25 protein-coding genes are annotated in these 23,001 nt (G+C 43.3%); 5 read left to right on the top strand and 20 right to left on the bottom strand.

The genetic code is table 11. The features are described from left to right. Window positions 1-41 precede the first annotated feature (41 nt). On the bottom strand, window positions 42-1,742 hold the full coding sequence (gene recJ / locus IEV61_RS19000) for a single-stranded-DNA-specific exonuclease RecJ (protein WP_188418647.1): 1,701 nt from the start codon (window positions 1,740-1,742) through the stop codon (window positions 42-44). An 89-nt stretch (window positions 1,743-1,831) separates the two neighbouring features. Here recJ and IEV61_RS18995 point away from each other — a divergent pair, with 89 nt between their 5' ends. Beyond that, window positions 1,832-2,608, top strand: a complete 777-nt coding sequence (locus IEV61_RS18995; RefSeq protein WP_188418646.1) for an MBL fold metallo-hydrolase — start codon at window positions 1,832-1,834, stop codon at window positions 2,606-2,608. On the opposite strand, the gene IEV61_RS18990 is transcribed toward IEV61_RS18995, so the two are convergent. Beyond that, entirely contained in the window at window positions 2,605-3,024 is a 420-nt protein-coding gene (locus IEV61_RS18990) for a response regulator (protein ID WP_188418645.1), read from the bottom strand. The two genes, IEV61_RS18995 and IEV61_RS18990, sit on opposite strands and share 4 nt — an antisense overlap. 112 nt (window positions 3,025-3,136) lie before the next feature. Then, entirely contained in the window at window positions 3,137-3,730 is a 594-nt protein-coding gene (locus tag IEV61_RS18985) for a YceI family protein (RefSeq protein ID WP_188418644.1), read from the bottom strand. A gap of 118 nt (window positions 3,731-3,848) precedes the next feature. Between IEV61_RS18985 and treF the strand changes: the two genes are divergently transcribed. Continuing rightward, the gene (gene treF, locus IEV61_RS18980; RefSeq protein ID WP_188418643.1) at window positions 3,849-5,402 is read left to right on the top strand and encodes an alpha,alpha-trehalase TreF; all 1,554 of its coding nucleotides are present in this window, start codon (window positions 3,849-3,851) and stop codon (window positions 5,400-5,402) included. A 119-nt stretch (window positions 5,403-5,521) separates the two neighbouring features. On the opposite strand, the gene IEV61_RS18975 is transcribed toward treF, so the two are convergent. From IEV61_RS18975 to IEV61_RS18960, 4 genes are all read right to left on the bottom strand, one after another. Continuing rightward, window positions 5,522-6,028: a phosphoribosyltransferase family protein gene (locus tag IEV61_RS18975; protein ID WP_188418642.1), complete on the bottom strand. Its 507-nt coding sequence runs from the start codon at window positions 6,026-6,028 to the stop codon at window positions 5,522-5,524. 99 nt (window positions 6,029-6,127) lie between these two features. Beyond that, a complete protein-coding gene (locus tag IEV61_RS18970) occupies window positions 6,128-6,517 on the bottom strand; it encodes a hypothetical protein (RefSeq protein WP_188418641.1) in 390 nt (129 codons plus the stop codon). A 54-nt stretch (window positions 6,518-6,571) separates the two neighbouring features. Beyond that, on the bottom strand, window positions 6,572-8,104 hold the full coding sequence (gene rlmD, locus IEV61_RS18965) for a 23S rRNA (uracil(1939)-C(5))-methyltransferase RlmD (RefSeq protein ID WP_188418640.1): 1,533 nt from the start codon (window positions 8,102-8,104) through the stop codon (window positions 6,572-6,574). Window positions 8,105-8,184: 80 nt separating this feature from the next. Then, window positions 8,185-8,361 (bottom strand): hypothetical protein, encoded by a 177-nt coding sequence (locus IEV61_RS18960; protein ID WP_188418639.1) that lies wholly within the window; start codon window positions 8,359-8,361, stop codon window positions 8,185-8,187. Window positions 8,362-8,374: 13 nt separating this feature from the next. Here IEV61_RS18960 and IEV61_RS18955 point away from each other — a divergent pair, with 13 nt between their 5' ends. Next, window positions 8,375-8,560, top strand: a complete 186-nt coding sequence (locus IEV61_RS18955) for a hypothetical protein (RefSeq protein WP_188418638.1) — start codon at window positions 8,375-8,377, stop codon at window positions 8,558-8,560. 4 nt (window positions 8,561-8,564) lie between these two features. On the opposite strand, the gene IEV61_RS18950 is transcribed toward IEV61_RS18955, so the two are convergent. The 4 genes from IEV61_RS18950 to IEV61_RS18935 all read right to left on the bottom strand — a co-directional run bounded on the left by IEV61_RS18950 (window position 8,565) and on the right by IEV61_RS18935 (window position 11,372). Continuing rightward, complete coding sequence (locus tag IEV61_RS18950) at window positions 8,565-8,960, bottom strand: hypothetical protein (RefSeq protein WP_188418637.1); 396 nt, start codon at window positions 8,958-8,960, stop codon at window positions 8,565-8,567. A gap of 59 nt (window positions 8,961-9,019) precedes the next feature. Further along, the gene (creD, locus tag IEV61_RS18945) at window positions 9,020-10,351 is read right to left on the bottom strand and encodes a cell envelope integrity protein CreD (RefSeq protein ID WP_188418636.1); all 1,332 of its coding nucleotides are present in this window, start codon (window positions 10,349-10,351) and stop codon (window positions 9,020-9,022) included. Between the two features lie 62 nt (window positions 10,352-10,413). After that, window positions 10,414-10,716, bottom strand: coding sequence for a winged helix-turn-helix domain-containing protein (locus IEV61_RS18940; protein ID WP_262890611.1), 303 nt, complete (start codon window positions 10,714-10,716; stop codon window positions 10,414-10,416). Continuing rightward, entirely contained in the window at window positions 10,713-11,372 is a 660-nt protein-coding gene (locus IEV61_RS18935; protein WP_188418634.1) for a hypothetical protein, read from the bottom strand. The genes IEV61_RS18940 and IEV61_RS18935 overlap by 4 nt, the downstream gene beginning before the upstream one ends. Window positions 11,373-11,630: 258 nt before the next feature. On the opposite strand from IEV61_RS18935, the gene IEV61_RS18930 reads away from it, so the two are divergent. After that, complete coding sequence (locus IEV61_RS18930) at window positions 11,631-12,737, top strand: lipase family protein (protein WP_188418633.1); 1,107 nt, start codon at window positions 11,631-11,633, stop codon at window positions 12,735-12,737. Between the two features lie 72 nt (window positions 12,738-12,809). Here the strand turns inward: IEV61_RS18930 and rfbB are convergent, their stop codons facing one another. Genes rfbB through IEV61_RS18915 form a run of 3 tightly spaced genes read right to left on the bottom strand, consistent with a single transcriptional unit; the run spans window position 12,810 to window position 15,901 of the window. After that, complete coding sequence (gene rfbB, locus IEV61_RS18925) at window positions 12,810-13,862, bottom strand: dTDP-glucose 4,6-dehydratase (RefSeq protein ID WP_188418632.1); 1,053 nt, start codon at window positions 13,860-13,862, stop codon at window positions 12,810-12,812. A gap of 10 nt (window positions 13,863-13,872) precedes the next feature. After that, complete coding sequence (gene galE, locus IEV61_RS18920) at window positions 13,873-14,895, bottom strand: UDP-glucose 4-epimerase GalE (RefSeq protein ID WP_188418631.1); 1,023 nt, start codon at window positions 14,893-14,895, stop codon at window positions 13,873-13,875. Between the two features lie 25 nt (window positions 14,896-14,920). Next, window positions 14,921-15,901, bottom strand: a complete 981-nt coding sequence (locus IEV61_RS18915) for a UDP-glucuronic acid decarboxylase family protein (RefSeq protein WP_188418274.1) — start codon at window positions 15,899-15,901, stop codon at window positions 14,921-14,923. Between the two features lie 112 nt (window positions 15,902-16,013). Between IEV61_RS18915 and IEV61_RS18910 the strand changes: the two genes are divergently transcribed. Then, a complete protein-coding gene (locus IEV61_RS18910; RefSeq protein ID WP_188418630.1) occupies window positions 16,014-17,237 on the top strand; it encodes a 3-deoxy-D-manno-octulosonic acid transferase in 1,224 nt (407 codons plus the stop codon). 92 nt (window positions 17,238-17,329) lie between these two features. Here the strand turns inward: IEV61_RS18910 and hemH are convergent, their stop codons facing one another. From hemH to IEV61_RS18880, 6 genes are all read right to left on the bottom strand, one after another. Next, complete coding sequence (gene hemH, locus IEV61_RS18905; RefSeq protein WP_188418629.1) at window positions 17,330-18,352, bottom strand: ferrochelatase; 1,023 nt, start codon at window positions 18,350-18,352, stop codon at window positions 17,330-17,332. 253 nt (window positions 18,353-18,605) lie between these two features. Next, a complete protein-coding gene (locus IEV61_RS18900) occupies window positions 18,606-19,316 on the bottom strand; it encodes a fatty acid desaturase (protein WP_188418628.1) in 711 nt (236 codons plus the stop codon). Between the two features lie 57 nt (window positions 19,317-19,373). Next, the gene (locus IEV61_RS18895; protein ID WP_188418627.1) at window positions 19,374-20,225 is read right to left on the bottom strand and encodes a 4-hydroxy-3-methylbut-2-enyl diphosphate reductase; all 852 of its coding nucleotides are present in this window, start codon (window positions 20,223-20,225) and stop codon (window positions 19,374-19,376) included. A gap of 146 nt (window positions 20,226-20,371) precedes the next feature. Continuing rightward, window positions 20,372-21,022 carry a carotenoid biosynthesis protein gene (locus IEV61_RS18890; RefSeq protein WP_188418626.1) on the bottom strand — a complete coding sequence of 217 codons (651 nt, stop codon included), beginning with the start codon at window positions 21,020-21,022 and terminating at the stop codon, window positions 20,372-20,374. Then, a complete protein-coding gene (locus IEV61_RS18885; RefSeq protein WP_188418625.1) occupies window positions 21,001-22,089 on the bottom strand; it encodes a glycosyltransferase family 2 protein in 1,089 nt (362 codons plus the stop codon). The genes IEV61_RS18890 and IEV61_RS18885 overlap by 22 nt, the downstream gene beginning before the upstream one ends. Window position 22,090: 1 nt before the next feature. Next, window positions 22,091-22,711 (bottom strand): 1-acyl-sn-glycerol-3-phosphate acyltransferase, encoded by a 621-nt coding sequence (locus tag IEV61_RS18880; protein WP_188418624.1) that lies wholly within the window; start codon window positions 22,709-22,711, stop codon window positions 22,091-22,093. Window positions 22,712-23,001 lie beyond the last annotated feature (290 nt).

Here is a 23,001-nt window from a genome sequence, read left to right as displayed (position 1 = left end):
AAGAGATCAGAAAACAGACCTCGGACAACTGACAACCGAAATCAACACTTTATTCCTTTAACGTTTAATTGTATGCTGCGTTTGTCGCGCCATACGTTTTCTTCAATGGTGTAGCAAATATCAAAAGACTTGCCCTGGCGTATTTGCTCAAAACACTCGCCCTGGTTAAAGGCAATACAATCGAACAAAGCAGAGCCATCCTGGTATACAGTCATTTTAATATGGTTGCTGCCTACTAAGTTTACGCTGCTACCATAAACCGATACTTGCTTGCTAACAAACACCGGGCACATATTTTCGGGCCCAAAAGGACCAAATTGATTGAGTACCCTGAAAAATTTTGGGGTAATCTGTTCAAGCTTTAATTCGGTATCAATTACTATTTGCTGTATGAGTTGCTGTTCTGTAATGCTGGCACTCACCACTTCTTCAAAGCGTTGTGTAAAGGCCTCTACCTGCTCGGGCTGCATGGTTAAGCCTGCTGCATACTTGTGTCCACCAAACTGCAACAGCAGGTCGCTACAACCACACAGGGCTTCATACAGGTCAAAGCCTACCACAGAACGTGCGGAGCCCGCTACATGGCCGTTAGAGCGGGTGAGTACAATAGTGGGGCGATAATATTTTTCGGTAAGGCGCGATGCCACAATACCTATTACACCCTTGTGCCATTTCTCGTTAAATACCACGGTTGATTTACGGTCGGGCGTTAATACATCGGCGGCTATCATGCTTAAAGCCTCATCGGTAATAGCCAGGTCGTGCTCTTTGCGCTCGGTGTTCTTCACGCTGATGAGCATTCCTTTTTCCTTAGCCATATCAAGGTCGGTAGCCAATAACAGCTCTACCGAATGCTTGGCATCATCTATACGCCCGGCAGCATTAATACGCGGACCTATCATAAAAACAATATCTGATATGGTGTAGTTGGCCGTTTTGCCGGCGAGTTCCATGAGCGTTTTAAGGCCCATACCCGGTTCGGCATTTAACTTTTGCAAGCCGTGGCTGGCCAGCGTGCGGTTTTCGCCGGTAATGTGTACAATATCGCAGGCTATGCTGGTGGCTACCAGGTCAAGGTATTGTGCCACTTCTTCAAAGGGCAGGTCATGTTTTTGGGCATAAGCCTGTATTAGTTTAAAGCCAATGCCACAGCCCGAAAGTTCTTTGTAAGGGTAATCGCAATCGGCCCGTTTGGGATCTAACACTGCTATGGCAGCCGGTAGTTCTTCGCCGGGTGTGTGGTGATCGCAAATGATGAAATCTATATTAAGCGCATTGGCGTAAGCAACTTTGTCAACGGCCTTAATGCCGCAATCAAGTGCTATAATGAGCGAAAATTCGTTTTGCGCAGCATAATCAATACCTTGGGTAGAGATGCCATAACCCTCTTTATAACGGTCTGGGATATAGTACTCCAGCTTGGTGTATAACTTGCTAAAGAATCCATAAACCAATGCCACGGCGGTGGTACCATCTACATCATAATCGCCATAGATGAGTATTTTCTCGCCTGCATGTATAGCGGCATCTATCCGTTCAATGGCCTGTTCCATGTCCGCCATCAGGAAAGGATCGTGCAGGTGGCGTATATCGGGCCTGAAAAAGTAGCGCGCATCATCATAGGTTTCTATACCCCGCTGTAAAAGCAGTGTGCTCAAAACCTCATCGATACCCAGCGTGGCCGATAGCTCTTTTACCGCATTAATATCGGGGTTATGCTTTTGTGCCCACCGTTTTTGCATACTTTTGCACTTTGTAAATTGTTAAACAATTGCTGGTTTATACTAAACAGCAAATGTACATTTCTTGCTAACAAGCGTACTCTATAAATATGGAAATTTTTGCATTAGGCGAAGGCTCTTACTCGGTTGATTCTTCCAAACAATTTATTCCCTTTAACCCTGCAACCGATAATGCCAAAGATCGTCCGGGTTCCTTGTTTATCCATGTTAATCCGTTCTTAGTTAAAACCGATCGCGACCTTATCGTATTAGACAGCGGTTTAGGCTATAAAGACGCTCAAGGCAATCTTTTATTGCATCAGCACATTCGTGAGGCCGGTTTTGCACCAGGCGAGGTAAGCTTGGTATTGCAATCGCACCTGCACTATGACCACACCGGCGGACTGGTGGTTGAGCGTAACGGTAAGCTAGAACCCAGCTTTCCGCAGGCTACGCATATTATACAACAGGGGGAATGGGATTACGCCTTGTCGGGTAAATCATCATCGTACCGTTTGCCTATTTTTGAAACCTTGCAGCGCGAAGCTAAAATAGAATTTGTAGAAGGAAGCGGGGAAGTAAGGCCCGGCATACATTACGAGCTATCGGGCGGGCATACGCAATATCACCAGGTGTTTTTATTGGAAGAAGAGGGCACCAAATGTTTTTTTGGAGGCGACGAGTTACCCGAGCCGGAGCAATTGTTGAGAAAATTTGCCGCCAAGTATGACTATGACGGCCGTAAAGCCATGCTGCTACGCGATGAGTATGGACAAAAGGCAGCAGCCGAAGACTGGATATGCCTTTTTTACCACGCCAAGAATACTTCTGTTGGCCGCGTAAAGTATGAACACGAAACGTTTAATGTAATTCCGTACGCGGTTTAGATCGTTTTTTCGACCACAAAAAGCTCTTTGATCTTGTCTACATTCAGAGGTTTCGAAATAAAATCTTTCACCAGATCATAAGATTTAGCTTTATTAATATCATTGCTAAAAACTGATGAAGAAATAATAAATATTTTTGATTTTCCGAGCGGATCGATTCCTAAACGCTTGTATTCATCTAAAAACTCCCAGCCGTTCATAATAGGCATGTTAATGTCCAGCAAGATGTAATCGGGCAGGTCTTCGGGGTTTCTTTCCTGTATGTCTAACAGCTCGTTTATGGCGTAACTTCCATCTAAACAAGCAGTTATTTCAGTATAGATCAAAGCTTTTTTAATGAGTTTGATGGATATAAAGTTGTTGATCTCGTCATCATCAACCAGTAAAATGCTAATGGGCTTGGTCGTGCTTGTCATAATATGTATCTATACGGAATGAAGATATAAAAAGTTTCACTCCTAAAAGTTCTAAACGAAAAAATCCCGGCATCGAGGCCAGGACTTTCTTAAATATTAAGGGTTATCAAGGTTAGCGTGTAGCCACTAAACTGATGTTTAACAAGAAATCGTCATCAATAGCTTTGTCGCCAATGCTGTCAAAAAAGCTCTTTGAACCATAACGGATATCATATAAAGTACGGTTTACTTTTACATCTGATGCGTTTACGGTTAAAGTGTTATTTGCAATAGCGTAAGTAGCCGGGAATGTAATAGCATTGGTTTTGCCTTTGATGGTTAAGTTACCGGTAACGTTAACTTTATTGCCACCTGCAGGAGTAATTTTTGTGGCTACGAAATTAGCAGTAGGATATTTTTCAACACCAAAAAAATCATCAGATTTTAAGTGGCCCATTAGTTTGCCTTTGCCATCGCCGCTCAGGTCAGTATTGTCCATGCTGGTCATGTCTATGACAAAATTACCGCCGGTTGGTACTTTACCGTTAGTGGCAACTTCGCCCGATGCTAATTTGATAGTACCCATGTGCTGGCCGGTTACTTTTTTACCTGTCCACTCAATTTTACTTTTAGCAGCGTCTACTTTGAAAGTAACGGGTGCAACTGGTTTAAATGCAACTAAAGCTACCGCAATAACTGCAACGAATAAGGTCGTGATTTTTTTCATTTTCTTTTAAATTATGATGTAAATGTAAGTGAATAAAAATAAATGTTTAAACATCTATTTTTTAATTTGCTTTTGCATGACAAAATAAGAATTTTTTGGTTGTGTATTTATGAGTAGTATGAAACGATTATTGTTGCTGCATATTACGGCATTATTTTCGGTATTTGCCTTTGCACAGCCCAATACACCCGCCAAACTTTATCCCGAATTGTTTAAAGCCGTGCAAATGCAGCAAGTTTACCCCGATGGTAAAACCTTTGTAGATGCATCGCCCCTTAAATCGGCGGCATCAATTAACAAGCTTTACCAGGCTTCTAAAGATAAACCCGGGTTTATCTTAAAAGCGTTTACGCAGGAATATTTTTCGGTGCCGGCTGCAAGCAGCACCATATACCATAGTAACATAGGTGCAGGTATACGTGCCCATATTGACACCCTTTGGACCGTTTTGCAGCATGTGGCCGATACGGTTAAGGGAACTACACTAATTCCATTGCCACATAATTATATTGTACCTGGTGGCCGTTTCAGGGAAATTTATTATTGGGACTCATACTTTACCATGTTAGGACTGGAAGAAAGCAAGAGGTATTCGCTTATTGAAAACATGGTGAAAAACTTTGCATACCTGATCGACACTTACGGGCACATCCCCAACGGGAACCGCACTTATTATATCAGCAGGTCGCAGCCACCGTTTTTTGCCTTAATGGTGCAGTTGCTGGCTAAGCATAAGGGAAATGAGATATTGGTAAAATACAGGCCACAGCTAATTAAAGAATACCAATATTGGATGAACGGTGCAAATGGTTTAAAACCAGGTAAAGCCTTTGAGCATGCAATACGTATGACCGATGGCAGCTTGCTTAACCGCTATTGGGATGCCAGTAATACACCACGTGAGGAATCGTACAGGGAAGATGTGCTGGCTGCACAAAAAACCAATCAAAAGGCCCAAGACTTTTACCGCAACATTCGCGCTGCTGCAGAGTCGGGCTGGGATTTTAGCAGCCGCTGGATGGCCGATGGCAAAACACTGCCTACCCTGCAAACCACCAGTTTAGTGCCGGTAGACTTGAACGCATTATTGTATAACCTGGAAAATGTTATTGCCAAATCGTATGACATAAGTAACAATAAGGATTTAGCCAGTCAGTATCGCACCAAAGCAATTAAGCGAAAAGCTGCATTGAATAAGTATTGCTGGGATGCGAAAACAGGCTGTTACCGCGACTATAACTGGCAGCAAAAAGCTTTGTCTAAGCAAATAAGTATTGCCACGACCTATCCGTTGTATTTTAATATGGCTACAACACCGCAGGCTAAGCAAGTAGCCACGCTGGTACAGCAAAAGTTTTTACAGCCGGGCGGGGTAGCTACTACAGTAAATAATACAGGTGAGCAGTGGGATCAGCCTAATGGTTGGGCACCCTTACAATATATGACCATTATGGGCTTGCGTAACTATAAACATGATACGTTAGCCAAAACTATTGCCCAGCGCTGGATGCAGTTAAACATAAAAGAGTTTAACCGGAGCGGTAAATTGCTGGAAAAGTATGATGTGCAAAATGCTAATGCTATAGCCGGTGGGGGCGAGTACCCTTTGCAGGACGGTTTTGGATGGACGAACGGAGTGCTATTAAAGTTGATGAATTTATATAAGGAGTAAAATCTGTTTCATTATTGTCATTTCGAGTGATAACCAGCAATCCTGTTGCTCCATTCAAATTGCCTACAAGCGTTAGCAATATTATCTATCACTGTCGTTTTAGATGACAAATAGCGGATTTATCCCAAATACACTGCATCTTCATCGCCGCTTTCACTTAACGATACGTATACGTGCTGCTTAATTACCGTGGATAAGGCAATGCCTGCATAATCGGTACTAACGGGGAAGCTTTTGTGGTTGCGGTCTACCAATACTACGGTACGTAGTTTTTTAAGAGGCACATCCAGGAAAACGCCGAAGCCATACGCCAGGGTTTTGCCGCTGTTGAGTACATCATCTACGAGAATAACCACCTTATTGCTGCATTCGGCCACATCCCTATCGGTGCTGAATTGCAGGGTGCTACTGTCTTTATCCAGCTTAATATTGATAAGTGTACAGGTAAAAGGTGCAATAGACTGCAAAACTGTAATAATACGTTGGGCAATAACACTCCCCTGCGATAAAATGCCGGCTACAATAATTTCCTTCTCTTCAAAATTATCTTCGAGTATCTGGTAAGCAATACGGTCAATTTTTTGCTGTATTTGCTGATGATTAAGAATTAAGATCTTGTCGGGCATGGGCGTGTTGTCGGTTCTTTGTTTTCAGTTGTCGGTACTAATCTGCGGCCTGCTTTACAGTCAACTCTCGACAGCCAACCGACAATAGGTTCAAATATATTATTCTTTACCGTATGGAAAAAATACAAAGTTGGCTCCTTCGGGTACGATCACAAATACACACATAAATTCATGCGGGTTCTTATAGGTATCAATAAAGCGCTGCTGCAATTCTTTCTTAATAATGCCTTTTTCTGTAAATTCTTCCATCGTGGAGGCATGAATGGTCCACTCGGTATTCAGGTCGTCTTTATTTAAAATCATTTCGCCCAAGGCAACTTCATGCTGGTGAGCCACAAAGATGGGGTAGGTGGTTAAGCCTTCCACCATAATTTCTACCGCTATTTCACGGATAGATTCGCTGTACAGGCGCAAATCTGTTTCCAGGCTTTGCAGTGGGCTAATCTTTTTCTTATCGTTATTATCGTTCAACAGTTCTTCTGGTTCCATAATTTTTTAGTGTTTCGGGGGAGCGAGTTCTTGGAGCGGGGGAAATGAACGTACTTACGCTCCCTGTACCTCGCTCTCGGTGCTTTCCTTTGCGTTTTCCTCTTCGCGCTTCGCTCTTTCTTTCTCTTCAGCTACCCTCGCTTTTTCTTCCTGTATCCTGCCTATTTCCTCTTTGGTTTTTAATTCCAGCAGTACCACGTTTTCTACATGCTGCGTATGCGGAAACATGTCAACAGGTTGTATTTGCGTAACGTCGTATTTGTCTTTCAAAACAATTAAATCGCGGGCTTGTGTGGCGGCGTTGCAGCTTACATAAACAACCTTGGGCGCTTCAATTTCCATCAGGCGTTCTACCACATCGGCATGCATACCGGCGCGCGGAGGATCAGTTATAATCACATCGGGTTTGCCGTGCTGGGCTACGAAGTCAGCATTCAGCACATCCTTCATATCACCGGCGTAGAATTTTGTGTTGTTAATGTTATTAATAGCCGAATTTACTTTGGCATCTTCAATGGCTGAGGGTACGTATTCTACACCAATAACCTCTTTTACATGCTTGGCTACAAAATTGGCAATGGTACCTGCGCCGGTATATAAATCATAAACCAGTTCGGTGCCGGTAAAGCCGGCGAAATCGCGGGCAATTTCATACAAGCGCTTGGCCTGTATAGCATTGGTTTGATAAAAGGATTTTGGGCCTATGCGAAACTGAATTTCATCCATGTGCTCATGGATGTACTCAGGGCCTTTCCAGGTTACAACCTCCTGGTCAAAAATGGTGTCGTTCATTTTTTGATTGAGGATGTATAGCAGAGAAGTAATTTCAGGGAACTGCTGCTCTACATAACCCATCAGGCTGTTCACTTCTTCTTCGGTAGCGTGGGCAAATACCACGATCACCATGAGTTCGCCGGTTGATGAGGTGCGGATAATTAAATTACGCAGCGCTCCCGTATGTGCTCTTACATCGTAAAAGCTCATTTGATGCAGCCGGGCATAATCGCGTATTTTGAGGCGGATGTCGTTTGAAGGATCTGCCTGCAGGTAGCAGTGGTTAATATCTAATATTTTATCAAAACGGCCGGGAATGTGAAAGCCAAGTGCGCTCATTTCCAAGGTTTCATCAGTGCGATTTTCACCATCGTAAAGCCAGCGTTTATTACTGAAAGTGTATTCGAGTTTATTGCGGTAATACCTGTCGGCAGGTGAAGCTACAATGGGCAGAGTATGACTTACCTCTACTTTGGCCAAACGGCTCAGGGCATCGGTAACGGCTTTTTGTTTGAATTGCAACTGCGACTCATAAGTCATATGTTGCCATTTGCAACCGCCGCAGGTACCGAAATGCTCACAAAAGGGCTGGGTGCGGTGAGGCGAAGGGTGCTTTAATGCGGTGATCTTGGCTTCGCCAAAGTTTTTCTTTTTGCGGTAAACTTCTACATCCACCACATCGCCAGGTACGGCTTTTTCTATAAACAGTACAAAATCTTCGGTTTTGCCTACACCTTTGCCTTCTTCGGCAATGTCAATTACCGTTACATCTTCAAACCGCAAATTTGAAGCTTTACCTCTGCCTTTTCTCATGAGGCTGCAAATTTAGCAAATAGCCCCTCTAAATCTCCCCGGAAGGGAGACTTTTATTGCGTTTGATGAACTTAAATTTCTTAGGCAGCTATTTCATTACTGCTGTTGGCATTAGCAATAGTATTTAGCGTTCCGGCTTTAACGGACTGCGGTGCCAGCCAGCCTTGTATCATGCTCCAAAGTTCATCGGTAATGTTGGTGTCTGGTTCAAACTGCTCGTCTATCAGGTTTGAAAATTCAATTAATTCGCGACTCATAGGATTAAAGATTATGATTTACACAAAAGTAACGAATAATTATACCAAAAACCAAATCGGTATAGTGAATATTGTTAATTTAACAATTGCTTTATATCTTCTTGACCAACGTGTTGATGTGATCGTAAAGGAGATGGAGGCAAAAGCGTATGCCGTAGTAGTATTTGATGAAAATGTTCATGGCAGAAGTTCTTATTAAGCTATCATAAAATAAAAGAGTTTGGAGCTTTGGTGACTATATATACGAGGAAACCTATAGCCAAAACAGGTATTGTAACTGCTGCCCAATAAATGGTGGCAAAAAGCTGAAGCCTGAGACGTTCACTTTCGTTATCATTTAGTGCAGCATCTATAAGCCAACCAAAGGCATAAAGTATGCTGGCCAAAATGGTATAGATTAAAAAGAATACTACGAAGATTAAAACAGCCCATAGTACAAGCTCATAATCTCTTAAAACGTTAACAATACTGGCGCCCAAAGCACAGTAAATAATAAATGTAATGAGTCCGCTTATTAAAAGGCCTTGATAAAAATCCTTTATTTTCGTCCACCACCATTGCCTGGACGATGGTTTGTCTAATAGTATTTGATTGTCCATTATAAAGTGTTTAAATAAACCGGAGCAGTGCATAAGCCCTGCCCCGGTTCTACAATAAATTAATCCCAACTGATCTTCCGTGAAAAATACATAAGGGCAGATACGATGATGAACAGTGCTATACTACCTACCAGCAAAGCCATATCTTCTAACTGAATAATGATGAAAATGAATCCGTAAAAAATGCTGAGGATAACAGCAAAGAAGTAAGCCGCTTTACCGTTTTGCAGCAGCGATGCCGTAAACCAGGTAATGAGCGCTACGGTGGCTACTGCCGAAATAAGATAAGCTAAATTATAACCCACCTGCTCCGAAAAGCTAAGCAATAGTGTGTAAAACACGATCATGGCAGCGCCTATTAACGCATAATTGAACACATGAATACGCGTTTTTTGGATAACCTCGGTTAAAAATAACGACACGAACGTGAGCAGGATAACTAAGATGGCGTATTTACTGGTGCGCATGGTTTTTTGATATTCATCTACCTGAATGTGTAGCTCTGTACCAAACAACGCATCTTTATTGTTTTTGAAGGTATTTAACAGCTTATCGTTGCCGGCCCATTGCTGCGGGAAAGGACGGTTGTAATACAACATGCGCCATTTGGCATTAAATCCTTTTTGGTTAATGGTACTGGTATCGGGCAGGTAACGGCCGGTAAACTTGGGGCTTGCCCAGTTACCGGTAAGTTCTACCTCGGTGGTTTTGCCGGTGTGTACAAAATCAAGACTTTGGCTGCCTTTTAAACCCAGGCTGAAACTAAATGGAATACTGTTGCCTGTATTGGCGCTCAAATTTACCGAGGCCTGTAAGCCGTTGTCCAGCAAATCGCCGTTTAAAACAGGCTCTACAGTAATGTTCTGATTCTGAATTTTTATAGCCGGATTGGCTTTCAATCCTTTCAAGTCGCTTATGCCAAATATAACGCGGGCTTTATCCAGCATTAAATTGGCGTTATCTATTTGGAGTTTGGCTAAATCGGCACGGTTAAAACTCCCGGTTATGGTTAAACCTGCATTATACACGCCAACATTAAAAATGCCCCGGTGGCGGGTCTGCGTTTCTACCAAGCCTTTGATCTTTAGATTTTCTGGCAGTATGTACGCGTTTTGTACCGTTTGTTTAACTATTACATGATTGGCGGTGTCTTTAACGCTAAACTGCGTTTTGTAAGGAATAACCAATACGGGCCCCTGTATTAACTGGCTGCCCGACCATTTATCCGATACATCATCAATAACTTCCTGCTGCCGTGCCGAGCGCTCGTTAATGAGCCCTTGTATCCACGATGAGGGAATGAGCAGCATTAGCGCAATAAAGGCAATAAATACCAGCTTAAAAATAATCGAATCTTTAAGCCAGTTAGTGGGAGATGGTGGGTTTTCCATAAATAAAAGTACTTTTAAATTGAAAGTAAATGGATAAAAAAATATATGTTGTTAGGTTGTTCTTATTTTTTTTGCTGTTTAATTAATTGCTCCAGTGCGTTTAGATGATCGGTAAAAGCTTTTTTGCCTTTTGCTGATGCCTGGTAATTGGTATTAGGTTTTTTGCCTACAAAGCTTTTATGAATAGTTATGTATTCTTCTTTTTCGAGCGCTTTGAGGTTGCTGGCCAAGTTACCATCGGTAACATCAAGCAGATCTTTAAGCGAGGTAAAGTCATAGCTTTCATTTACCATGAGTACGCTCATAATTTGCAGTCTAACCCTATTCTCAAAGGCTTTATCTAACTTACTAAAATCAACTTTCACCTATCGTACTTCAAATGCATTAAACTGCCGTATACAATGTGTAATACTCCGAAACCAAAAGCCCAAAATAGCAGGCCGTATCCTGGAAAGGCAGCGGCTAAAATGGCCAGTATAATTTCGCAAATACCTAAATACCTTATATCGGTAAAGGTATAGGCACTGGCTCCCACCAGGGCTAAACCGTAAAATGCCAAACATGCGGGAGAAACTACGCCTAAATATCCGCGCGAAATTAAGATAATGATCAGGAATCCGCCAGTTAATAATGGCGTTGCCATTTGAAAAAGTAAGGCTTTACTGGTTTTGCCCCACAAGGCTTGCCCATGTTTTTTAGCTTTGCGGGCCGTTAAAGCATAGCCGGTTAACAGCGCGGCAAACAATACCCCAAATGCAATAAACAGGAGTTGTAGTATGGTAGGCGAAAATATAAGTTCCTCCCATACACCTGTTTGCAGGTACGGGTTACCTGCCTGTGGTTCATAGCCAAAAGTATATTTGCTGGGCTCATAAAGTGTTTTATAAGCCAGTACTGCACCAATAAGCGCATATATACCCGCCATAATACCCGACAAGCCGCTCAGCGATATGAACTTCGACGAGCGTTCCATCATATTACGGATGGAGGCCAGATCTTCGTGTAATTTGCTATCTTCCACAGAAAAGTACTTTTATTTTCAAAGTAAGTAAATGTATTTTGTTTTTGCAAGCAAAACGGAAAAATTTATTTCGGGATTAAATAGAAAGCGAAAGTTTAAGTGGAGGGGTTTTCTAAATCCACAATGCCTCGCCATTATTTAAACCACACTTTAGATATATGCAAATAATAACCAGTATAGTCGCACTTAACCTTGGTTTAAGCGCCTGTTAAAACAAATCGGCATAAACGTTCTTTCTCTTAGTTAAATCCGGCACTTATGAGATATCTTATTCTTTTGTTTTTCCTGGCAAACGCTTTCACAGCAAGCGCCCAGTTAAAACCTAACTTTGATGCCCAGGAGTTTTTAGAATTACTGCGTATATCGCGCCAGCAAACCGATACCTTAAAAGGCGACCTGACCCCCAAGCCAATAAGATATAAAAGGATATACCGCTCGGCTGTAGGTCCGCTGCTTAACCGTTGGGAGCTTTGGACCGATGCTAATAAAACAGCAGTGATCAGCATACGCGGCACCACCGAAGAAAGCCTGAGCTGGCTTGAAAATTTTTATGCCGCCATGGTGCCGGCCACCGGGCAGCTACATATTGATGATAGCACTACATTTAATTATAAGCTGGCTAATAACCCTAAAGCAGCGGTACACATAGGCTGGCTGCTGGGCATGGCTTACCTGTCTAAAAGCATATTGCCGCACATTAGCAGTTCTTATAAAAAAGGATGCAGGAACTTTTTAATTATGGGGCATAGCCAGGGAGGTGCCATTGCTTACCTGTTGCGCTCTTACCTGGCCAGCTTGCAGGAACAGAACCTTATCCCGGCCGATGTGGTATTCAAAACTTATTGCAGCGCCCCGCCTAAACCCGGTAACCTGTATTATGCCTATGATTATAACTACTTAACCCGTGGGGGCTGGGGTATATCGGTAACCAACGCTGCCGACTGGGTAGCTCAAACGCCGTTTAGCATACAAACGCTTGATGACTTTCCGGCCTTAAACCCTTTCGGAGATATTGGTATGGTGACTAAAGGGCAAAACTTCTTTATAAAGTTGTATATAAAGCATATTTATAACAGGCTACGTAAGCCGCCGCTACGCGCAGTAAAAAACAACCAGAAGTATTTAGGGCACATGGTGTATAAGTTTATCAAGAAAACGCTGCCGCAGTTTAAAGAACCCGAGTATGCGCCAACTAACTTTTACACCAGTTGTGGTGTGCCTGTAATATTAATGCCTGATGATGCCTACACCCGCTTATTTCCTGATGATCCTAAAAAAGTATTTACACATCATTTATTCTGGCCGTATTATTATTTAGCGGAGAAAGAATACGGAAGCTCCTCGCAAGCCCTGCCAGCACGATAGCTATAAAACGAAAAATGCAGGATTTTTAAAGTCCTGCATTTTTCTAATATCTAAGAGTTCTATTTAGGGAGATTAACGGTTATCATACTGCCCTTCGTAATACTGTTGATAATGGCCCGATGTTACATCGTTCAACCATTGCTCGTTATTTAAATACCAGTCTACTGTTTTTTCAAGGCCTTCTTCAAAAGTGATGCTTGGTGTCCAGCCCAATTCATTTTTCAATTTGCTGGCATCAATAGCGTAACGCAGATCGTGGCCTGCACGGTCGGTTACATAGGTAATCAGTTGTTCTGATGCTCCAGGTTCGCGCCCCAGTTTGGTGTCCATCACTTGGCACAAAAGCTTGATCAGATCAATATTCTTCCACTCATTATGGCCACCTATGTTATAGGTTTGACCGGTTTTAGCCTCATGAAAAATCACATCAATAGCACGTGCATGATCTTCTACCCACAGCCAATCACGTATGTTTTCACCTTTACCGTAAACCGGAATGGGTTTATTTTGCTTAATGTTATGGATAGATAGGGGGATCAGTTTTTCGGGGAAGTGGTAAGAACCGTAATTGTTAGAGCAATTAGAGATCACGCAATCCATACCGTAGGTATCCTGGTAAGCGCGTACCATATGGTCAGAGCTTGCTTTAGATGCTGAGTAAGGTGAATGCGGATCGTAAGCGGTTTCTTCCGTAAACATCCCATCTTCGCCTAAAGTACCGTAAACCTCATCGGTTGATACATGGTAAAATCGGGTGCTGTCATACTTGCCTTTCCAGTGGTAACGGGCGGCGTTAAGTAAATTAACCGTACCTACCACGTTGGTCATCACAAACTCCAGCGGATTGGAAATAGAACGATCCACGTGCGATTCTGCCGCCAAATGAATCACAGCATCGGGCTGCTCGGCACCAAACAATTCATCTATAAAGGCTGCATCAACAATATCGCCTTTAATAAATTTATAATTAGGCTCGTTCTCAATATCTTTCAGGTTAGCCAGGTTACCGGCATAAGTCAATTTATCAAGATTAATGATCTGGTACTCGGGATGAAACTTAACAAACCTGCGCACCACATGCGACCCAATAAAGCCGGCACCGCCGGTGATAATTATTTTTTTCATGTACAAAATATTATAAAGGCTTATTAGCAATTGCTTTTTCCCATGCCCAGGCCGAAGCCATCATGGTATCTACATCCAGTTCGGCTTTCCATTTCAGCACTTCTGATGATTTGGTTACATCGCCCCAAACCTGCTCCACATCACCTTCGCGGCGCGGGCCAATGGTCCAGGCAAATTTTACGCCCGTGCTGCGCTCAAAAGCATCGATAATTTCTAAAACCGAAGTGCCTTTACCGGTACCAATGTTAAATACATCATAACCTGTAAAGCTCTCCTGCTCCATGTATTTAAGGGCGGCTACGTGTGCTTTGGCTAAATCTACCACGTGGATGTAGTCACGGATACAGCTACCGTCGGGAGTATTATAGTCGTTACCGAATACGGTAACTTTTTCGCGCTTGCCTATGGCTGTTTGGGTAATAAATGGCACCAAGTTTTGCGGAACACCAATTGGCAGTTCGCCTATCAAGGCCGAATCGTGTGCACCTACCGGGTTAAAGTAGCGTAACGAAACCACCTTGTATTTACTACCCGATGCTATCATATCTTTCAATATCTCTTCGGCAATTTGCTTGGTATTACCGTAAGGTGATTGTGCTGATTTTACAGGAGCATCTTCGGTAACGGGCAATTGGTCTGGCTGACCATATACGGTACAGCTTGATGAAAATACAAAGTTTAAAGGTTTGCCGTAATAACCGTTCAACAGGTTTAACAGCGAATAAAAGTTATTGCGGTAGTATTTCAACGGAAATTGAACAGACTCGCCCACCGCTTTGAATGCTGCAAAGTGGATTATGCCTTCAACATCGGGGATAGAGGTAGCCAGGTTTTTAACGGCGGCCTCATCGCATAAATCTAATTGATGAAAGGCTGGCTTGTGGCCTAATATAGTAGTTAGCTGATCTAATATGCTAATGTGTGAGTTAGAAAGGTCATCAATAATAATGGGTTCATAACCTGCATTAACCAATTCAACAACGGTATGCGAACCTATAAATCCCAGTCCGCCGGTTACTAATATTTTTTTCATAGATGTATTTTGATCGAATTTAGGACTATTTATTATACTGCGTAAACTCTTTATGTTCAATAATATGCTGCGGGAGTGACTTGAAGTACTCGTAAGTGATCTTCAATCCTTCGGCACGGCCTACCTTTGGCTCCCAGCCTAAAATGGCTTTGGCCTTGGTAATGTCTGGACGGCGCTGCTTAGGGTCATCTGTAGGCAATGGCTTTGAGATAAGTTCCTGATTGGTACCGGTAAGCTTGATGATCTCCTCACCAAACTCCTTGATAGTGATCTCATCCGGGTTACCAATGTTCATTGGCTGTACATAATCGCTCAATAGCAAGCGGTAAATGCCTTCTACCAAATCATCCACGTAGCAAAATGCCCTCGTTTGTGAGCCGTCGCCAAACATGGTCAGCGGTTCGCCCCTTAAGGCTTGGCCTATGAATGCAGGCAATACACGTCCGTCGTTCAGGCGCATTCTTGGGCCGTAAGTGTTAAAAATGCGGATAATGCGGGTTTCCACACCGTGAAAGGTATGGTAAGCCATGGTAATGGCTTCCTGGAAGCGCTTGGCCTCATCATATACGCCTCTTGGGCCTACCGGGTTAACGTTGCCCCAGTATTCTTCAGGCTGCGGGTTTACGTTCGGGTCGCCATATACTTCTGAGGTACTGGCTACCAAAATACGGGCACCTTTGGCTTTAGCAAGCCCTAAAAGATTATGCGTACCTAAGGAGCCTACTTTAAGCGTTTGGATGGGGATCTTTAGGTAATCTATAGGTGATGCCGGTGATGCAAAGTGCAGGATGTAATCCACATCGCCAGATACATGCACAAACTTGGATACGTCGTGGTTATAAAACTCGAAGTTTTCCAACTTGAACAGGTGCTCGATGTTCTTCAGATCGCCGGTAATGAGGTTATCCATACCCACCACACGGCAGCCTTCTTTGATAAAACGGTCGCACAGGTGCGAACCCAGGAAACCTGCTGCACCCGTAATGAGTACTCTTTTGCCTTGTATATTCATTGTGTTTTAGTTTGGAAGCCGGTAGCGGCGCATAGAGCCCCACTGTAACTTCCGTTTGTATTGCTTACTTTTATCCCCGACGAATATAAGAAACATTGATATTTAAATGCTCCTGTTATATAATTTAGGCATCCGTTTTTACTATTTAATTGTCTTAATTGCCTCCGTTTTTAACAGTAAAGCCAAGGCTTGGCTAAGCGGACGAAGAGCCCAAAAGGTTGCGCCGCTTAGCAAAAGTATATGGTTCCACTTTGCCTCACTTGGCGAGTTTGAGCAGGGGCGGCCGGTTTTGGAAGCCGTTAAGGTAAAGTACCCTCACCATCCAGTTGTAGTAACTTTCTTTTCACCATCCGGCTACGAGATCAGGAAAAACACCCCGCTTGCCGATGCTGTGTATTACCTGCCGCTTGATACACCGGCTAATGCCCGCAACTTTATTAAAGCCATTAACCCGGTAGCGGCAATATTTACCAAGTACGAGTACTGGTATCATTACTTCAACCAACTGAATCAGCAGCAGGTGCCTTTGTATGTTATATCGGCTATCTTTCGCCCGGGGCAGGTATTTTTTAAATGGTACGGTACTTTACACCGTCAAATGCTGACCAAGGTTATCCGCCTGTTTGTGCAAGATGAAGATTCAAAGCTGCTTTTGAGTACTATAGGCATTACAAAAGCACTGGTAAGCGGCGACACCCGTTTCGATCGTGTTTATGAAAATGCCCTACAGCCAAAAGCCTTGCCGGTAATTGAAATGTTTAAGAACGGCAAACCTGTATTTATAGCCGGAAGTACCTGGCCTGCCGATGAAGAACTACTGGTAAACTTGATAAACCAATACCCCGATTGGAAATTCATCATAGCACCGCATGAGATACCGGAAGACAAAGTAAGTAAGCTGGTTAGCATGCTGCCTGCTGATAAGTCCATACGGTTTTCAAATATTAATGAGCCTAATACCCAGCTTCAAGACTGTCAAACCTTGGTGATTGATAACATCGGGATGCTTTCTTCTCTTTATCAATACGGTGAAATTGCTTATATAGGCGGAGGATTTGGTGTAGGCATCCATAACACGCTGGAAGCTGCGGCTTTTGGTTTACCGGTTGTTTTTGGCCCTAATTACTCTAAATTTAAGGAAGCAAGTGAGTTGATATCACTACAAGGCGGATTTAGCATTAACAACAGTGCTGAGCTATTATCAGTAGCGGGGCAATTGATAACCGACGAAAATTACCGAATAACCGCAGGTAAAATAGCCGGTGCTTTTGTTGCACAAAGTAAAGGTGCTACGGATTTGATAATGAAGAATATAGCTATTAAGATTTAAAAAGTGCCATCACGAAAGTAACATGGTAACCGCACGCGTACGCGTAAGAACGCGTGCAGTTTATACTATGAAATGGCATGGTTTAGCTTTCTTTAAAAACCTTCTTCCCTCACCATCTTCTCCAGGGCATCAACCCAAATAGGTGAATCGTTCAGGCTTTCTACCAGCTGAATGTGTTCGCCGCCCAAGGCTTGAAACTCTTCATTATACTCAACCGCTACCTCGAAAATGGTCTCCAGGCAATCGGCCACAAAGGCTGGGCAAAACACCAGCATACGCTTCACGCCTTTTTTGGCCAGTTCGGCTACTACCTCGCTGGTATAAGGCTGCATCCAGGGGTCGCGGCCCAGGCGCGACTGAAAAGTTAGGGTATATTTCTCTTTAGGGATGTTCAGTTTTTCGGCAATCAGGCGGGCTGTGGCGTGGCATTGCGCGCTGTAACAGAACCGGTTAGCGCCAGTAATGGTATCGCAGCAATTAGCTACTTTAAGGCAGTGTTGCTTGGTTTCATCGGCTTTAAGCATGTGGCGCTGTGGTAACCCGTGGAAGCTGAATAGCACATGATCATATTCCGCTGGATTATATTTGGCACCGTTTTGTACAAAACCGTCGATCACCAACTCATTGTCATAGAACGAATTAATGAAACTGATGCTGGGTATAGTCTGCCATTTGCTCACTATTTCCATCACCTTTTGATGAACAGAACCTGTTGATGCAGAGGCATATTGCGGAAACAATGGTATAACCTGTATAGAGGTTACCTGAGCTGCACGCAGCTTATCCATAGCCGATTGGATAGAAGGGTTTTGGTAGCGCATGGCCATTTCTACATGATACTCGTCGCCTAAGCGCTGCTTTAGTGCTTCGGTAGCTTTTACGGTGTAAACCATTAAGGGTGAGCCTTCTTCGGTCCAGATTTCTTTGTAAGATTTGGCCGATTTTGGCCCGCGGAAAGGAACGATAATGCCTTTAATCAGTAATGCGCGGCTCACTGCGTTGATATCAATTACCCGCTCATCCATTAAAAACTCGTCGAGGTAACGGCGTACATCCTTAGTTTCCGGACTGTCTGGCGTACCTAAATTCACTAACAAAACTCCTTTTTTCATCAAGCCTTCCCAAGCTTCCTAAAGGGGGAGCTAACGGAACTGCAAATATCTGAAATTCTTTGTCAATCGAGTGTAAACTCGTAGCACTTACCCGCCTTTTCGCACCGTCGAAACATTAGGTAAAAATTCATCCAACCGCAAGTTTTCTTCAAAAAACTTCATATTTCCTCATTTTTTTAACGTGGAGGATCAGGCCGCGAAAATGAGGTACATCCTCAACTTAAAATGCAGACTTTATGATGCCGGAACGGCTGGGTTATTTAGTTTTCCACAACAGCCACCAGGGTGTGGCGGGCGAGGCATGGTGCTCGGTATGGTAACCAAAAAAGTAGCACGACAAAAATGCAAAAACATGGTTCTTTTTTTGTGAGCGCGAGTGGTAGGGGTTGTCATGCTCGCCTTTGTGCGGCTGGTAGGTGCCAAAGTAAAATAGCTGCAAAGTGCTCAACAACGAGGGCACTACCCAAAACAAAATAAGGTTAGCCTGTGGTATCCATAATTTAAGCACGTTAAAAGCTACCGCCATAAACACCACCTGCCAAATGGAAAGATAATTGCGTATAAACCTGATGTACCAGGCAATAAAACTACCGTGGTGGTAGTCGGGGTCTTCATCACTGTGTACGTGGCTGTGGTGTTTATGGTGCTTGGTATACAGCTTAGGGTAAAGGAATGCTGCATATAAAAAAGTAACCACATAACCTATGCCGTTGTTGAGTGCTTTGTTAGATGACACAGTTCCATGCATGGCATCGTGCGCGGTAATGAACAAGCCTGTATACAGGTGCATTTGCACCAAAATGAACAAATAAAGTAACGGATTAGCAAAATTGACCTCCCACTGCATTAATAAAAAAGTGGAGGTTAGCCAGGCGCCTATGACAATGAGCGCAATAATTACACCAGTCAAAGCCCCCTGACCTACTAAAGGATGATTGTTATGCAAGGAGGAAGTGTTATTCGCCATATTTCAATCTATTATCACTAATCAACTTCTGTTCCCCTTTTGGGGGGCGGCTGGCACTTAATACGTTTCTAACTCTGCCTTAATTTTGGCCATGAGCCACATTGGGGTGGAGGTTGCACCGCTAATGCCTACCGTATCGCCGGGACTGAACATATCGGTACTTAATTCCTCAACAGCCGATACGAAATAGGTATCGGGGTTATACTTGCGGCAAACTTCAAATAGTACCTTGCCGTTTGATGATTTTTTGCCCGATACGAATACGATCTTATTGAAACGTGTGGCGAAGGTGTGCAGGTCTTTATCGCGGTTAGATACCTGGCGGCAAATGGTATCGTTAGCTTTTACCTCGTAGCCACGGGCAATGAGCTCATTTTTTACGTTGTAAAATTTCTCGGTGCTTTTGGTGGTTTGGCTGTACAGTGTAATTTGCGGCGGAAGTTCCAGGTTGTCTAACTCGGCAATATCCTGAAATACCAGGGCCTCGTTGTTAGTTTGCCCTTGCAGGCCTATCACTTCAGCATGGCCGTGCTTGCCAAAAATGAGGATGTTCTCTTTGCTATCGTGCGATGTTTTGATGCGGTTTTGCAGTTTTAAAACTACAGGGCACGAGGCATCAATCAGCGTAATGTTATTTTGAAGGGCGGTGCGGTAAGTATCGGGCGCTTCGCCGTGTGCACGAATTAGTACTTTTTCGTTATGCAGGTTTACCAGGTCGGCATGGTCAATAATGCGCAACCCTTTGGCCTTTAGGCGTTCTACCTCTTCGTCGTTATGCACAATATCGCCCAGGCAATACAAGTAGCCGTCTTCGGCCAGTATTTCCTCGGCCATATCAATAGCGTATACAACGCCAAAGCAAAAGCCCGAATCGCTATCTATTTCAACCTGTAACTGATACGCTCCCATAGTTTTACAAAAATAAACAAACCCCACCTAAATCCTCCCCAAAGGGGAGGACTTTAGAAAGTTTTATTTCTTCCATTGAATTAGCTTCATCCAACACTGATTTAACAAGTGCTCTTAATCTTAAAATCCTCTCCTTGGGAGAGGATTTAGGAGAGGTTCAACAATCCAAAAAACACAAACTCCACGCCCAGCAATACCGGTGCTACTATGTTTTGCGGTTTAAATTTGAATGTTTCAAATGCCCACAAAAACAAAGCGCTTACGCCAAACCAGCAGAGGTAATTTTTTAAAGGCGGCACCTTATCTGCCCAGCTCCAGTAGTCAAATTTGATGGCTACCGGCTCTATCAGCACATCTAATAATACCAGTATAGCGGCGCCCACTAGCACACGGGCAAGCATACTTCGTAAACGGCTGCGCTGCATTAATACACCTGTGGCATAAACCAGTGTAAACCAGTTTACCCCTATCATTAACGGAATATCGAGTACTTTAATGCCCAGCGTAGGGCCATAATGGTAATCGCCAAAAAGCCAGTGCTTGTGTACGCCTATCCACTCGGCTGCAATACCGCCAATAAAGATGAGTATTAAGAAGCCCAGAAATTTTTCATCAAGCCGGTAATGGTTATATAACACCACGCAGAGCATTAACAATAAATGAAAGGGTACCAGCCGTAAAAATAGCGGCGTTAAAGTCGGCACAAAAAAACCAATAAGGCCCACTACATGGAATAAGATAATAACGATGAGCGACACCGTGGTGTTTTTGAGCATTACACCCGGCGTCCTTTCCATACGGTATTACGTGTTAAATGATTTTGAATGGCAAATATACCCACTATTAATAAACTTGCCATTTGTACGGGGTGTAATAAGGTATTATAAAATGCATTTTGCCCCGATGCAAAAGAGATCATGATACGGCTTAGTAAAATTAGCCCGCACATCATTAATATCAAAGGCAGGTTTAAGGTAGAGATGATCAACAGCGGGCCGCCAATAACCAGCATTAAATAACAAATGAAGCCCGGTATACTGTAATTGAACGGTGCCAAAAAGTTTTTGCTAAACCCGCTGATGGCCTGCTGATAACCGGTATACATACGGCAGGTAATTAAACCGTTGGCCAGCAGGCTTTCGCCTTTCAACTTTCGCACTTTTACCAGTTTCATGATCTCTACATCCTCTACCACACGGTCGCGTGAGAGGGAGTGCCATTGATGCTTACGGTATACCGCCGTGTTAAACAGCATGAACTGTCCACTGGCTGCCGCAAGCGACGGATTTTTGGCCAAGTATATTAAACGGAGGGGGAGCAGGTTTAATAGCAGGTAATGCATTAATGGAACTACCGTTTGCTCGCCCAGTGAACACATTTCCTGGTTGGTAAACAGGCTGAACAAAGCCAGGTTCTTAGATTTGATGCGATGAACAGCGCTGTTAATTAAGCTGTTGCCTACCTGTTCATCAGCATCTAAAAATAATAAATACGTGCCATGGGCTTGCTGCGCCAATTGGTGGCAGGCATAGTTTTTACCCAGCCAACCCTGCTCAAGGGGCTTACCTTTTACCACGCTGAATTTGGGGTGATTGGCCGCAAATGCCTCGCAAAGTGCATACGTGTTATCGGTCGAATCATCGTCCAGCACAATAACCTCGTAATGCGGGTAATCTTGCTTGTGGATAGATTGGAGGAGGGGTATAATGTTGGCTTCCTCGTTACGGGCAGGTATTAAAATAGAAACCATGTCCTGCTGCATGCGGTTTATTTTACGCAGTTTAGGGTCGGATATGAAATTGAAAAGGGTTACGGCAAAGCGCAGTACCAGGAAAAAAAAGACGACAGATATAGCAACAATCACCTTATATAACTATTTGAGTTTGGAGCTGTTTAGCGTTATCATAATGCTGCTGGTATAAATTCTTGAGTTCGTTTATCGTGTTCACTTCTTGCCTTGCTGTTTCTACATAAACGTTTATAGTAGGCTTTTTGTGCTGAAAGTATTCAATAAAAGTAGCGGCAAACACATATTGAAATTTACCCTTTGCCTGTTTAATGATTTTTAGCAGCCCGCGCTCAAAATGAACATCATCTACAAAGTTAGAGTACAGCCTGGCTTGAGGAAAAATGAGCACCAGATTTTTGGGGTCTTGCAGGAGCTTTGCAGCATAATCCAGCGATTCCATCATCGACCGTGAATTTTTCTGCATCGAAAATGCACCCATATATTTTAGGAAGAACACCTTGCGCACGGTATCTTCCAGTATCATAATGTGGAACTTCTTTTTAAGTAGCAAATAATTAAGCCAGTACAGCAAAAAACCATCCCACCAGCCAAAGTGATTGGCCAGCAACAAAACCGATTTATTAGGGTCAATTTCAACAGTATTGAAATTGAATGCTTTGAAGTTATTTTTAATAATTAACCTAATATAATGGTGAAAGAACCAGTGTATGGGTTGATTATTTTTAGGATAGATCATTGCAGGGGCAAGATAGGGAAATGGAATTTGTATTACATAAAACCATTATTGTCATTTGGAACGATAGTGGGAAATTCCGTTTGATTAGATGGTAAAAAAGCGTTCATCAACCATGTTTACAAACCCCTCCCTTCCATCACACCGCCAGCCGCACCCCTCCCCGAGGACTACGGTGTACCTATATCTTTGAATAGGTTCCAGCCGTCTAAGACATCATAGAAACGTTGTAGTCCTCGCCATATCGTTGTCATGCCCGGTGGTTGTTGTGAACGGTAGCCTTTCCAGCCTCC

Source organism: Mucilaginibacter galii, from assembly GCF_014635825.1.
Lineage (GTDB): Bacteria > Bacteroidota > Bacteroidia > Sphingobacteriales > Sphingobacteriaceae > Mucilaginibacter > Mucilaginibacter galii.
Note: the sequence above shows the minus strand (reverse complement) of the source record. Positions and strands in the feature narration are given on the sequence as shown.

Excerpts from the sequence above, each read along its gene's own strand:
- recJ (WP_188418647.1), bottom strand. The coding sequence starts at position 1,742 with ATGCAAAAACGGTGGGCACAAAAGCATAACCCCGATATTAATGCGGTA.
- IEV61_RS18995 (WP_188418646.1), top strand. The coding sequence starts at position 1,832 with ATGGAAATTTTTGCATTAGGCGAAGGCTCTTACTCGGTTGATTCTTCC.
- IEV61_RS18990 (WP_188418645.1), bottom strand. The coding sequence starts at position 3,024 with ATGACAAGCACGACCAAGCCCATTAGCATTTTACTGGTTGATGATGAC.
- IEV61_RS18985 (WP_188418644.1), bottom strand. The coding sequence starts at position 3,730 with ATGAAAAAAATCACGACCTTATTCGTTGCAGTTATTGCGGTAGCTTTA.
- treF (WP_188418643.1), top strand. The coding sequence starts at position 3,849 with ATGAAACGATTATTGTTGCTGCATATTACGGCATTATTTTCGGTATTT.
- IEV61_RS18975 (WP_188418642.1), bottom strand. The coding sequence starts at position 6,028 with ATGCCCGACAAGATCTTAATTCTTAATCATCAGCAAATACAGCAAAAA.
- IEV61_RS18970 (WP_188418641.1), bottom strand. The coding sequence starts at position 6,517 with ATGGAACCAGAAGAACTGTTGAACGATAATAACGATAAGAAAAAGATT.
- rlmD (WP_188418640.1), bottom strand. The coding sequence starts at position 8,104 with ATGAGAAAAGGCAGAGGTAAAGCTTCAAATTTGCGGTTTGAAGATGTA.
- IEV61_RS18960 (WP_188418639.1), bottom strand. The coding sequence starts at position 8,361 with ATGAGTCGCGAATTAATTGAATTTTCAAACCTGATAGACGAGCAGTTT.
- IEV61_RS18955 (WP_188418638.1), top strand. The coding sequence starts at position 8,375 with ATGATTTACACAAAAGTAACGAATAATTATACCAAAAACCAAATCGGT.
- IEV61_RS18950 (WP_188418637.1), bottom strand. The coding sequence starts at position 8,960 with ATGGACAATCAAATACTATTAGACAAACCATCGTCCAGGCAATGGTGG.
- creD (WP_188418636.1), bottom strand. The coding sequence starts at position 10,351 with ATGGAAAACCCACCATCTCCCACTAACTGGCTTAAAGATTCGATTATT.
- IEV61_RS18930 (WP_188418633.1), top strand. The coding sequence starts at position 11,631 with ATGAGATATCTTATTCTTTTGTTTTTCCTGGCAAACGCTTTCACAGCA.
- rfbB (WP_188418632.1), bottom strand. The coding sequence starts at position 13,862 with ATGAAAAAAATAATTATCACCGGCGGTGCCGGCTTTATTGGGTCGCAT.
- galE (WP_188418631.1), bottom strand. The coding sequence starts at position 14,895 with ATGAAAAAAATATTAGTAACCGGCGGACTGGGATTTATAGGTTCGCAT.
- IEV61_RS18910 (WP_188418630.1), top strand. The coding sequence starts at position 16,014 with ATGCTCCTGTTATATAATTTAGGCATCCGTTTTTACTATTTAATTGTC.
- IEV61_RS18900 (WP_188418628.1), bottom strand. The coding sequence starts at position 19,316 with ATGGCGAATAACACTTCCTCCTTGCATAACAATCATCCTTTAGTAGGT.
- IEV61_RS18895 (WP_188418627.1), bottom strand. The coding sequence starts at position 20,225 with ATGGGAGCGTATCAGTTACAGGTTGAAATAGATAGCGATTCGGGCTTT.
- IEV61_RS18890 (WP_188418626.1), bottom strand. The coding sequence starts at position 21,022 with ATGGAAAGGACGCCGGGTGTAATGCTCAAAAACACCACGGTGTCGCTC.
- IEV61_RS18880 (WP_188418624.1), bottom strand. The coding sequence starts at position 22,711 with ATGATCTATCCTAAAAATAATCAACCCATACACTGGTTCTTTCACCAT.